This window comes from Sphingomonas sp. (assembly GCF_042096255.1).
GTDB lineage: Bacteria > Pseudomonadota > Alphaproteobacteria > Sphingomonadales > Sphingomonadaceae > Sphingomonas.
Genome location: NZ_JBELLZ010000095.1, coordinates 1 through 11,187 on the forward strand (window position 1 = coordinate 1; position 11,187 = coordinate 11,187).

Annotated in this window: 11 protein-coding genes; 4 read left to right on the forward strand and 7 right to left on the reverse strand. The window is 68.7% G+C overall.

Annotated features, from left to right (window positions below; genetic code table 11):
* The 3 genes from ACFDTH_RS14935 to pyrF form a co-directional block, all read left to right on the forward strand.
* Nucleotides 1–1,397 (forward strand): DUF3376 domain-containing protein (locus tag ACFDTH_RS14935; protein WP_375288353.1); only part of this gene is annotated, 1,397 nt, incomplete at its 5' end.
* A 40-nt stretch (nt 1,398–1,437) separates the two neighbouring features.
* The gene (locus ACFDTH_RS14940) at nt 1,438–1,749 is read left to right on the forward strand and encodes a hypothetical protein (protein WP_375288354.1); all 312 of its coding nucleotides are present in this window, start codon (nt 1,438–1,440) and stop codon (nt 1,747–1,749) included.
* Nucleotides 1,746–2,420 carry an orotidine-5'-phosphate decarboxylase gene (gene pyrF, locus ACFDTH_RS14945; RefSeq protein ID WP_375288355.1) on the forward strand — a complete coding sequence of 225 codons (675 nt, stop codon included), beginning with the start codon at nt 1,746–1,748 and terminating at the stop codon, nt 2,418–2,420. Before ACFDTH_RS14940 ends, pyrF begins: the two co-directional genes overlap by 4 nt.
* Here pyrF and ACFDTH_RS14950 read toward each other — a convergent pair.
* On the reverse strand, nt 2,417–2,710 hold the full coding sequence (locus ACFDTH_RS14950) for an Hpt domain-containing protein (protein ID WP_375288356.1): 294 nt from the start codon (nt 2,708–2,710) through the stop codon (nt 2,417–2,419). The genes pyrF and ACFDTH_RS14950 overlap by 4 nt on opposite strands.
* Nucleotides 2,711–2,795: 85 nt before the next feature.
* Here ACFDTH_RS14950 and ACFDTH_RS14955 point away from each other — a divergent pair, with 85 nt between their 5' ends.
* A complete protein-coding gene (locus tag ACFDTH_RS14955; protein WP_375288357.1) occupies nt 2,796–5,048 on the forward strand; it encodes a hypothetical protein in 2,253 nt (750 codons plus the stop codon).
* A 9-nt stretch (nt 5,049–5,057) separates the two neighbouring features.
* On the opposite strand, the gene ACFDTH_RS14960 is transcribed toward ACFDTH_RS14955, so the two are convergent.
* The 6 genes from ACFDTH_RS14960 to ACFDTH_RS14985 form a co-directional block, all read right to left on the reverse strand.
* Nucleotides 5,058–5,321: a DUF1467 family protein gene (locus ACFDTH_RS14960; protein ID WP_375288358.1), complete on the reverse strand. Its 264-nt coding sequence runs from the start codon at nt 5,319–5,321 to the stop codon at nt 5,058–5,060.
* Nucleotides 5,321–6,958 (reverse strand): ribonuclease J, encoded by a 1,638-nt coding sequence (locus tag ACFDTH_RS14965; RefSeq protein WP_375288359.1) that lies wholly within the window; start codon nt 6,956–6,958, stop codon nt 5,321–5,323. Before ACFDTH_RS14965 ends, ACFDTH_RS14960 begins: the two co-directional genes overlap by 1 nt.
* 84 nt (nt 6,959–7,042) lie before the next feature.
* Nucleotides 7,043–7,840, reverse strand: a complete 798-nt coding sequence (locus ACFDTH_RS14970; protein ID WP_375288360.1) for a type III pantothenate kinase — start codon at nt 7,838–7,840, stop codon at nt 7,043–7,045.
* A 13-nt stretch (nt 7,841–7,853) separates the two neighbouring features.
* Complete coding sequence (locus tag ACFDTH_RS14975) at nt 7,854–8,585, reverse strand: biotin--[acetyl-CoA-carboxylase] ligase (protein WP_375288361.1); 732 nt, start codon at nt 8,583–8,585, stop codon at nt 7,854–7,856.
* The gene (gene nuoN, locus ACFDTH_RS14980; protein WP_375288362.1) at nt 8,552–9,997 is read right to left on the reverse strand and encodes an NADH-quinone oxidoreductase subunit NuoN; all 1,446 of its coding nucleotides are present in this window, start codon (nt 9,995–9,997) and stop codon (nt 8,552–8,554) included. Before nuoN ends, ACFDTH_RS14975 begins: the two co-directional genes overlap by 34 nt.
* On the reverse strand, nt 9,997–11,187 hold a 1,191-nt coding region (locus tag ACFDTH_RS14985), incomplete at its 5' end, for an NADH-quinone oxidoreductase subunit M (RefSeq protein ID WP_375288363.1). The genes nuoN and ACFDTH_RS14985, both read right to left, overlap by 1 nt.

Sequence of the window (11,187 nt, forward strand, 5' to 3'; positions counted from 1 at the left end):
TCCTCTCCCGGATCCTGCCCCGCCACGTCGCCGCCGGCGCGGTCGAGCAGACGGCGCTGATCGACGGCTCGGTGCTGGCCAACGCCCCATTCGGCCCGGCGATCGACGCCTTGCGCGAGCGCCCGGCCCGGCGTCCGATCGATCGACGGTTTTTGTATGTCGATCCTTCTCCCGGTTCCCGCTTCGGTCTGGGCACCAGTTCGGATGGTCCGCCCGGCTTCTTCCAGACGATCCTGGGATCAGCCAGCGAACTGCCGCGGCAGCAGCCGATCCGCGACAATCTGGAGGCAATCGCCGGCCGCTCCGCCCGTATCGAGCGGATGCGCGATATCGTCTCGGCGATTCGGCCTGAGGTGGAGGCGGAGGTCGAATCCGCGCTCGGCCGCACCTTCTTTCTCGATAAGCCCACCCCGGCGCGGCTGGTGGCATGGCGACGCCGCGCGCAGGAGGGCGCCGCGGCGCGGGCGGGCTACAGCCATGCGGCATACGGCCATTGGAAGCTTGCCGGCGTCGTGGACCTGATCACCGGTCTGCTCTACGCTGCGGGCGGTGAGCCGGGGCCGCAGCGCTGGCGCGGCATCCGGGCCGGCATAGCCGCGGAGGTCGCCCGTCGTGGCCTTGACGAGCCCCAGTTCGCCGGCGGCGCCCGGCCGGAGGTGATCGCCTTCCTGCGGCAGTTCGACCTCGCGTTCCGCATCCGCCGCCTCCGCCTGCTCGCCCGCCGGCTGGAGGAGGTCGAGGAGGACGGGACCGAGTTCCAGGCGATCCGGGAAGCCGTGTTCGAGTCGCTCGCCGCATATCTCGACTGCCGCATCGCGGCTCGCCATCAGGACCTGAAGCCGCTGATCCGCGCCCGCAACGCTGATGCCGCCGGGTTGCTTGACCGGCTGTCCGCATCGATGGACCTGACGCGCTTGGACTCGGAAACCGACGAGCGGCTCGCCGAAGCGCTCGGCGGGCTCCCGCGTAAGGACCGTCGCACACTGCTGCTCCAGTATCTCGGCTTCCCGTTCTTCGATGTCGCCACCCTGCCCCTGCTTCAAGGAGAGGGACTGGATGAGTATGATCCGATCAAGGTCGATCGCATCTCGCCCGACGATTGCTCCGCTATCCGCCCCGGCGGAGCCGAGGCGACCCTGAAGGGCATCCAGTTCAACAAGTTCGGTGCATTCTTCAGCCGCGCGTATCGCGAGAACGACTATCTGTGGGGCCGACTCCATGGCGCCGAGCGCGTCATCGACATCGTCGTCTCAACGCTCCCCGCCGATCGCCGCCTGCGCCCCGGCCGGATCGCCGCAGTCAAGCGCCTCGCCTTTCTCGCCATCCTTGACGAGGAGGAGGCACGACTCACCACCGCACCGGGCCTGATCGCCACTATCCGGCGCGAGATCGGCTGACATCTGGCCAAGAGGCGCGTGTCCGCGTAGCGTCCCCGCCATGCAGTTCCTGAAGATTCTGTTCTGGTGCCTGCTCGCCTTCGTCGCCGCGCTGTTCACCTACGGCAATTGGTTCAGCGTTCCGATCCGGCTGTGGGGCGGGCTGGTGGCAGAGACCAACCTGCCGGCGCTCTTGCTGGTTACCTTCCTCGCGGGCTTGTTGCCGACGCTGGCCTGGCAGTCGGCGCTGCGCTGGCGCCTGCGTCAGCGGCTTGCCAGCACGGAGCGGGCGCTAGCGGAACTGCGTACGGTCCCCCTGATCGTTCCCGCCTCGCCATCCACGCCGGCAGTGCAGGACATCGCCCCGTCATGAGCTCGCCGGTTTTCGTCGCGCTCGACACGCCCGATCTCGCCCGTGCCCATGCGCTCGCGGCGAAGGTCCGCCACCATGTCGGCGGGCTCAAGCTGGGGCTGGAGTTCTTCGCCGCCAATGGTCGTCACGGGGTGCGCGAGATGGCGACGCTCGGCTTACCGATCTTCCTCGACCTCAAGCTCCACGACATCCCGAACACCGTCGCCAAGGCGATCCAGGCCCTCGCCTCGCTCGAACCGGCGGTCCTCACCGTTCACGCCTCGGGCGGACGCGCGATGCTGGAGGAGGCAAAGGCTGCGGCGCATCCGTCCACCAAAGTGGTCGCGGTGACGATGCTGACCAGCCTCGATGCGGGCGATCTTGCCGACACCGGCGTGTCCGGCGACGCACACGACCAGGTACTCCGCCTGTCCGAACTCGCCCGCATGTCCGGGGTCGACGGCATCGTCTGCTCGGGCGCGGAAGTTGCCGAGGCGCACGCCGCCTGGCCGCAGGGCTATTTCGTTGTGCCGGGAGTACGCCCCGCTGGCGGCGATATCGGCGACCAGAAACGGGTGGTGACGCCCCGCGCCGCGCTCGATGCGGGCGCCTCGATGCTGGTGATCGGCCGTCCCATCACCCAGGCGCCGGACCCGGACGCCGCCGCCCGAGCGATCGCCGCGACGCTCTAAAGACGTGCGATCATCCGGCGAAGGCGCCCTAGCACCGCCTTGTCGCACGGCGCGCCGGATGCCGCTTCCTGGGCCACCGCCATCAATCGCACCGCGCCGAAGCTGCCCGCCAGACCTTGAAGCCGCGCGGTCGCCTCGCGCCACGCCGTTTCGTCGCGCGCCGCCTCCAGCGCCGCCATGCTGCGGTCGACGCTGTCGATGAAGGCGAGCCGCAACTCCGCGATCAACGCGGGATCATCTCCCACGGCCGCGGACAGTGTCGAGTCGATTGCGCCGGGGTCGAAAGCCATCACCGGTGGCTACGCGCAGGCGCGTTAAGGCTTCGTTGACCCTGCCGGCTTTGCGCTCCGGCAAATCGTGGTAAAACCCGCGTCCATGAACGGGGGGCAGACCTTGGCCGGCTACGAGCCTGGCTATTCGCAGATCGCGCCGCTGGCGGATTTCGGCGCATCCGAGCCGGTTGGCGTCGAGGCTGAGGCCCCGGCTGAACCAGTGTGGCGATTCGCTCTAGCGGTCGTCTTCGGCGTCCTCGCCATTGCCTGGGTCGGCGTCGCGGCCTGGCTGGGCAGCGGCACCGACCTTTCCGATCCGCTGCGCCTGCTCCAGTTCGTCGCCGCGCTCTGCGCGGTGCCCGTGCTGCTCGGCATCGCCTTCCTGGTCGTCGCCCGCACCAGCGGCGCCCACGCCTCGCGCCTCGCCGCCGGTTCGCGCGAGCTTCGCGAAGAAACCGAGCGGCTCTACCAGACCGCCGAAGCCCTCGCCCATTCGATGGCCACCAGCCGCGACACTTTGTCCGAACAGGCGCGCGCGCTGACCGCGCTCGGTGATGCCGCGGCGGCACGGCTGGAGACGATCGGCCAGACGCTCGCCGCAGGCATCGTCGAGACAGAAGCGCGCACACTGGCGCTCGGCCGCGCGGCGGATACCGCCGCGGACAAGATGGCGGTGATGCTCGCCACCCTGCCCAGGGCGCAGGACGAGATCCGCAGCCTGGGCGAGCGACTGGAACAGATCGGCCTCGGCGCAGGAGAACAGGCGGCGGCGCTCGATACGCAGCTCGCCGCACTCGGTGAGCGTGGCCGCGAGGCGGAGGCGATCGCGGGCACATCGGCGCAGAAGCTCGCCGCGCACATCACCCGGATGGACGCCAGCAGCGAGGCGGCGGCCGCCAAGCTGGACACCGTCGCCAAGGCCGTGGCGGAGGAGATCGACGCCCTGCTCGGCCGCACCGCCGACGCCGTCGACGAGTCGCGCAAGGGTATCGCCGCGCAGGGCGATGCGATGCTGGCGATGGTGCGTGCCAACCAGGCGGCACTGGACACCAGCGCGCGAGAGAGCGCCGAAGCGCTCGCCGAGCGGATCGAGATTGTCGAGCTCGTCATCGAGCGGGTCACCACCCGACTGGAAGGGCAGCGCCAGGCTGGCGAGGCACTGGTCCGCGAGATGGAAGGCTGGATCGAGCGGACCGAGGGGCGCTTCGACAAGCTGCACACGGAAGGCGAGCAGCGTGCCGGCGCGATCGCGCAATCGCTCGACGGGCTCACCGGCAGCGCCGATTCGTTGGCGCAGGCGATCGCTGGGGGCAATGGCGCCGCACTGACCGCCATCTCCACCGCGGAGACCCTGCTGATCGCGCTCGATTCCGCGGCTCGCGAGATGGACGAGACGCTCGCCGGCGCAGTCACCCGCCTCGATGGTCGTCTGGAAGGCGCACGCGCCCGGCTGGGCACGATCAAGCCCGAACTGCTCGCTTTGGTCGCCGCGTCCGAGAGCACCAGCGATGCCGTGGAGGCGGTCGCTGCCGCGGTCGCCACGCAGCGTCGCGATGCAGAGGTGGTGGCGGAGCGGCTGTCGAACGGACTTGCCGAGGGTCGCGACGCGGCAGCAGGGCTGCAAGGGGTGGTGCAGCAGCTCCGCGATGAGATCGAAGCCGTGTCGGAGACGGCCGCATCGCGTCTGGTCGAAGCGCTGCTGCGCGTGCGCGAGACCGCAGCCACCGCCGCCGATCAGGCGCGCGACACGCTGGCGCAGGTGATTCCGGAGGCGGCACACGCGATCGAGGCGGAGGCGGCGGTGGCGCTGCGTCGCGCCGCCGGACGGGGGCTGGACGAACAGATCGCCAAGGTTGCCGATGTCGCCGGCACCGCGGTGGGTGCGGCGACGCGCGCGGCAAGCCAGCTCGAGGCGCAGATCGCCCGCATCGGCGAGACCTCGGCAGCGCTGGAGGCGAAGGTGGAGGCGGCAGAGGCGGTGGAGCGCGAGAGCTTCACCCGCCGCGCCTCCGCGCTGATCGAGGCGCTCAACTCCGCCGCGATCGACCTGAGCCGCGGCCTGACCGAAGAGATCGGCGATGCCGCCTGGGCGGCCTATCTCAAGGGCGACCGCGGCGTCTTCACGCGTCGTGCAGTGCGACTACTCGATGCCGAAGAAGCGGGTGAGATCGTCCAGCTGTACGAGGCCGATGCGGGCTTCCGCGATGCGGTGAACCGCTACATCCACGATTTCGAGGCGATGCTGCGGATCGTGCTGGCGCAGCGCGATGGTTCGCCGCTGAGCGTCACTCTGCTCTCGTCGGACGTGGGCAAGGTCTATGTTGCGTTGGCGCAGGCGATCGAGCGGCTGCGCTGACGCCGCCGCTCAGATGCCGGCGTAATCCAGCATCTGCGGCGTCACCCAGCCGAAATGGTAGTTGGCGACGAACAGCGCGAACAGCGCTGTCGCCACGATCGTCGTCCTGATCGCGATCCGCCCTGGCCGGAACTCATGCGGGGCGCTCTCCGACTGCCCCGGAACGTGCTCAACCCCGGCCTCGGCCGAGGTGCGCACGCCCCAGGGCAGCACCAGAAACACCGAGAAGGCCCAGAACAGCGCGTAGATCGCAATCAGGGACTGGACGCGCATCAGGCCTGGACCAGCAGCACGTCGACGATCGGCTTCTTGCCGGTCCAGCGCGTCGCCGCACGGCGCACGGCGAGGCGAACGTCCTCGCGTAGCCGCTCCGCATCGCGTCTCGGACCACGCACGGCTTCAACCGCCGCAGCGGCGGCATCGGCGACGAAGGCCTCGCGCTCCTCCTCAACCGGCACACCCTGCACGCGCACCTGCGGCGACCCTATCAGCCGGCCGTTGCGATCCAGCGCGACACCAACCGAGACTTGGCCGTTGAGCGACAGCTTGCGCCGTTCGTTGATCGTGGTGCCGTCCGCGGGCAGGATGATGTCGCCGTCGAGGACCAGCCGGCCGATCGGCGCATCGCCGATCTTGCGCGCATCGCCCGGCGCAAGGCGGACGATATCGCCATCGGTCTGCACCAGCGAGGCGGGCACGCCCTCTGCCATCGCAAAGCGGGCATGCTCTTTCAGGTGGCGCATCTCGCCATGCACCGGCACCACCACCTTCGGGCGTAGCCAGCGGTAGAGCTGCGCCAACTCGGGGCGGCCGGGATGGCCCGAGACGTGGACGTGCGCCTGCTTCTCGGTGACCATCTCGACGCCGCGGCCCGCGAGGATGTTCTGGATCCGGCCGATCGCCACCTCGTTGCCGGGGATCTGCTTGGAAGAGAAGATCACCGTGTCGCTCTCTCCGAGCACCACCGGGTGGGTGCCCTCGGCGATCCGTGACAGCGCGGCGCGCGCCTCGCCCTGACCGCCGGTGGCGACCACCAGCACCTTATTGCGCGGTAGCCGCATCGCCGCTTCGGGATCGATCGTCGCGGGCAGATCGCCGAGATAGCCGGTCGCCTTTGCGACGCGGATGATCCGATCGAGCGAACGCCCGGCGACGCACAGTTCGCGTCCGGTCGCCTTCGCAACCTCGCCCAGGGTATGCAGCCGCGCGGCGTTGGAGGCGAAGGTGGTCACCACCACCCTGCCCTTCGCCTTGGCGACCGCATCAAGCAGGCCTGCGTGCACCTCCGCCTCGGAGCCCGACGCCTCGGCGTTGAACACGTTGGTCGAGTCGCAGACCAGCACGTCGATGCCGCGATCACCGATCGCGCAGAGCGCTTCGCCGGATGCGGGCGCGCCCAGCACCGGCGACGCGTCTAGCTTCCAGTCGCCCGAGTGGAAGATGCGGCCGTGCGGCGTTTCGATCATCACCGCATTCGCTTCGGGGATCGAGTGCGCCATCGGCACAAAGGTGAAGCCGAACGGCCCGAGGTCGAAGCGCTCGCCCGGCGCGATCACCTTGATCGGCACGCGGTCGGCGATCCGCTCCTCCTCCAGCTTGCCGCGGATCAGCCCGGCGGTGAAGGCGGTGGCGTAGATCGGCACGCCCAGGTCCTCGGCGAGGTAGGGCAAGGCGCCGATATGGTCCTCATGCCCATGGGTGATGACGATGCCGACGAGATCGTCGCTGCGCTCCTCTATGAACTGGAGGTCGGGCAGCACCAGATCGATGCCGGGATAGGCATGGTCGGCGAAGGTGACGCCGCAATCCACCATCACCCATTTGCCGCGAGTGCCGTAGAGGTTGACGTTCATGCCGATCTCGCCCGAACCGCCGAGCGCGCAGAAGAGAAGTTCGTCCTTGGGGGTCATTGGAATCCTTGCAAGACCCCGGCCATTACCGGAGCCGAAAAACCTGTGAACATGGCGTGATGTCCGCGACCGGAAGGCCGCCGCTTAGCGAGCAATATGGAGACGCTCCCACATCATCGCCAGCCCCTGGATGGTCAGGTCCGGCTCGATGGTGTCGAACACGTCGGTGTGCTGCTCGAACAGGGTGGCGAGGCCGCCGGTGGCGATCACCTTGACGGGTCGCCCCACCTCGCGGCGCATCCGCGCGACCAGCCCATCGAGCATCGCGACATAGCCCCAGTAGATGCCGATGTTCATCTGGTCGACCGTGGTGCGACCGATCACCGATAGATTGCCGGCGGGCGCCTCGATCGCGATGCGTGGCAGCTTGGCCGCATTCGCCACCAAAGCATCGAGCGACAGGTTGATGCCCGGCGCGATGATCCCGCCCTTGTAGGCGCCCTGATAGTCCACCCAGTCGAAGGTGGTGGCGGTGCCGAAATCCACCACGATCAGGTCGCCGGCATGCAGTGCGTGCGCCGCGATCGTGTTGACCGCGCGATCGGCGCCCAGCGAGGACGGCTCGTCGACGTCGATCAGCACGCCCCATTCCACCGGCGCGCGCCCGGCGATCAGCGCCTCCGTGCCGAAATATTTGGTCGCGAGCACTTGAAGGTTGTGGAGCGCGCGTGGCACCACGGTGGAGATGATCACCGCCTCGACATCGCCGCGGGTGAAGTCTTCCAGCTGAAGGAGTTGGCTGAGCCAGACGGCATATTCGTCCGCCGTGCGGCGCGGATCGGTCGCGATACGCCACCTCGCGCGAATAGCGCGGTTTTCGCCCCGGCCCTCCACCAGAGCGAAGACGATGTTGGTGTTGCCGGCATCCACCGCGAGCAGCATCGCGCGTCCTCTCCTATATCTCGAACACGTCGGCGGCGTGGATGACACGCATGGCCCCATCCGCCAAGCGCAGCCGCAGCGCGCCCTCAAGGGTCAGGCCGTCGAACCGTCCCGCGGTGACACTCCCATCGGGCAGGCCGGCACGGAGCGACGTGCCGAGCGGGTGCGCGAGCGCGGTCCAGCGCTCCACCAGCATGGCGAAGTCCTGGCGCCAGTCCTCCAGCCGCGAACCGAGCTGTGATGCGAGCGCCGCCAAGGCGCGCTCGGGCGTGACGACGCCGGTCAGCGCCGCAAGGCTGGCGGTGGCACGTCCAGGCACCTCAGGCGCGCTCGCCAGATTGACGCCAAAGCCGATCACCACCCAATCGCCGGTCCGCTCCAGCAGGATGCCCGACACCTTGGCGGTTCCGAGCAGCAGGTCATTGGGCCATTTGATGTGGATGCCATGCGCACCGAAGCCCAACAGAGTCTCGGCAAGTGCCACCGCGGCAATCAGCGCCAGCGAAGGTGCGGGCGGGTCGGTTGGTCGAAGGCGAACCAGGGTGCTGGCGTAGAGATTGCCGCGTGGCGAGGACCAGTCCCGCCCTTGCCGTCCGCGTCCGGCGGTCTGGCGCTCCGCCCGAAGCCAGAGCCCGTCCTCGCCTGCCCCGTCCCGCGCAAGCGCCAGCAGGTCGGCGTTGGTCGACCCCGTCTCGGCGACCGTCCGGATCGTCAGAACAGCGCCCGTGCGGCCGCCATCGTCCAAGCGGAGAGCAGCGGGATCGCAAGGTAGCCGAGCGGCGACACCGCCACCGCGGTCAGCGCGATCAAGCCGCCCTCCAGCCGATCCCCCGAGCCGAACGCCGGCGCCGGCTCGTCGAAGTACATCGTCTTGACCACGCGCAGGTAGTAATAAGCGCCGATCGTGCTCGCCGCGATGCCGACCACTGCCAGCGGGAACAGCCCCGCACGAACGGCCGCGTCGAAGACCGCGAACTTCGCCCAGAAGCCGAACAGCGGCGGGATGCCGGCGAGCGAGAACATGAAGATCGCCAGCGCCGCGGCGAGCCCCGGACGATGCCGCGACAGGCCCGACAACGCGGCGATGCTCTCGACCGGGCGACCATCCTGATCGCGCATCTGGAGCACCACCAGGAACGAGCCCAAGGTCATGACGATGTAGATCGCCATATAGGTCATCACCCCGGCGACCCCTTCGGGCGTTCCCGCCGCAAGGCCGATCAGCGCGAAGCCGACGTTGTTGATCGACGAATAGGCGAGCAGGCGCTTGATGTTCGACTGGCCGATCGCCGCCACCGCGCCGAGCACGATCGAGGCGAGCGCAGCGAAGATCACGATCTGGCGCCACTGGTCGACCGCCGGCCCCATCGCCTCGACCGCCACGCGCACCGCCAGCGCCATCGCAGCAACCTTGGGCGCCGAGGCGAAGAAGGCGGTGACCGGCGTCGGCGCGCCTTCGTAAACGTCCGGGGTCCACATGTGGAACGGCACTGCGGACATCTTGAAGGCGAGCCCCGCGAAGACGAACACCAGGCCGAACATCAGCCCGATCGAGCCAGTGCCGGTCGCATAAGCGGAGGCGATCAGGTCGAACTGGGTGGTACCAGTGAAGCCGTAAACCAGGCTGACGCCGTAGAGCAGGATGCCGCTGGCGAGCGCACCGAGAACGAAATACTTGAGCCCCGCCTCGGCCGAACGCTGGTCGCGGCGCATGAAGCTGGCGAGGACGTAAGCGGCAAGGCTCTGGAGCTCCAGGCCGACATAGAGCGTTAGCAGGTCGGCGGCTGACACCATGATGCCCATGCCGGCGGCGGAAAGCAGGATCAGCACCGGATACTCCGGCCGCAGATCATCGCCCGCGGTGCGCTGGAAGAAGCTGGGCGCGAGCAGGACGGCGACGGCCGAGCCGAGGAAGATCAGCACCTTGGCGAAGGCGGCAAAGGCGTCGGCACGGTAGAGGCCGTCGAAGGCGATACCGCCCGACGACGCCGGACCGATCAGCGCCAGGCACGCCCCGGCGAGCACCGCCACGGCGCACCAGGAGACCGCGCGGGTCGACGCGGCACCGCCCCAGGCGGCGACGAGCATCAGCGCCAGCGCGCCAAGGCCGAGCACCACCTCCGGCAGGGTCATCGCGATCTGGGTAGCGTAGGACATCAGTGCGCGCCCTCATGCGCGGGAGATTCTGCGTGCGCGGCGGGGACGATCCCCGCGCCGGCGCTCGGCGTCGCGTCACCCGCAGGTGCCGCGCGCTCGATCCGAGCGAGCAGCCGCGCGGTGTCGGCGCGCATCGGCGCCAGGAAGCTCTCGGGATAGACGCCCATCCACAGCACCGCGGCCGCGATCGGGGCGAGCAGCCACAGTTCGCGGGTCGAGAGGTCGGGCATCGCGCGCACCTCCTCCGACTTGATCTCGCCGAAGACGACGCGGCGATACAGGTACAGCATATAGGCCGCGCCCAGGATGATCCCGGTGGTGCAGATCAGCGCGATCCAGGTGGAGACCTGATAGGTGCCCATCAGCGCCAGCAGCTCGCCGACGAAGTTGGACGTGCCCGGCAGGCCGATCGATGCCATGGTGAACAGCAGGAACAGCAGCGCATAGCGTGGCATGTTGATCGCCAGGCCGCCGTAGCGCGCGATCTCGCGGGTGTGCAACCGGTCGTAGATCACGCCGACGCACAGGAACAGCGCGCCCGAAACCAGGCCGTGGCCCAGCATCACCATCATCGCGCCCTCGATCCCCTGCGCGTTCCAGGCGAACAGGCCGATGGTGACGATCGCCATGTGCGCCACGGACGAGTAGGCGATCAGCTTCTTCATGTCGGACTGCACCAGCGCGACCAGCGAGGTATAGACCACTGCTACCGCCGAGAGCGCGAACACCAGCCAGGTCAGCTCCGCCGAGGCTTCGGGGAACATCGGCAGACTGAAGCGCAGGAAGCCGTAGCCACCGAGCTTGAGCAGCACGCCCGCCAGGATCACCGAGCCCGCGGTGGGCGCCTGGACGTGCGCGTCGGGTAGCCAGGTGTGCACCGGCCACATCGGCATCTTCACCGCGAAGGAGGCGAAGAAGGCCAGCCACAGCCACGTCTGCACGTCCGCCGGGAAGTCATACGCCATCAGCGCCGGGATGCTGGTCGTGTCCGCGGTGATGCTCATGTAGAGCATCGCGATGAACATCAGCAGCGAGCCGAGCAGCGTGTACAGGAAGAACTTGTACGACGCGTAGATGCGGTTCGCGCCGCCCCAGATGCCGATGATCAGGAACATCGGGATCAGGCCGGCTTCGAAGAAGATGTAGAACAGGAAGATGTCCTGCGCCGCGAAGGTGCCGATCATCAGCAC

Excerpts from the sequence above, each read along its gene's own strand:
- ACFDTH_RS14940 (WP_375288354.1), top strand. The coding sequence starts at position 1,438 with ATGCAGTTCCTGAAGATTCTGTTCTGGTGCCTGCTCGCCTTCGTCGCC.
- pyrF (WP_375288355.1), top strand. The coding sequence starts at position 1,746 with ATGAGCTCGCCGGTTTTCGTCGCGCTCGACACGCCCGATCTCGCCCGT.
- ACFDTH_RS14950 (WP_375288356.1), bottom strand. The coding sequence starts at position 2,710 with ATGGCTTTCGACCCCGGCGCAATCGACTCGACACTGTCCGCGGCCGTG.
- ACFDTH_RS14955 (WP_375288357.1), top strand. The coding sequence starts at position 2,796 with ATGAACGGGGGGCAGACCTTGGCCGGCTACGAGCCTGGCTATTCGCAG.
- ACFDTH_RS14960 (WP_375288358.1), bottom strand. The coding sequence starts at position 5,321 with ATGCGCGTCCAGTCCCTGATTGCGATCTACGCGCTGTTCTGGGCCTTC.
- ACFDTH_RS14965 (WP_375288359.1), bottom strand. The coding sequence starts at position 6,958 with ATGACCCCCAAGGACGAACTTCTCTTCTGCGCGCTCGGCGGTTCGGGC.
- ACFDTH_RS14970 (WP_375288360.1), bottom strand. The coding sequence starts at position 7,840 with ATGCTGCTCGCGGTGGATGCCGGCAACACCAACATCGTCTTCGCTCTG.
- nuoN (WP_375288362.1), bottom strand. The coding sequence starts at position 9,997 with ATGTCCTACGCTACCCAGATCGCGATGACCCTGCCGGAGGTGGTGCTC.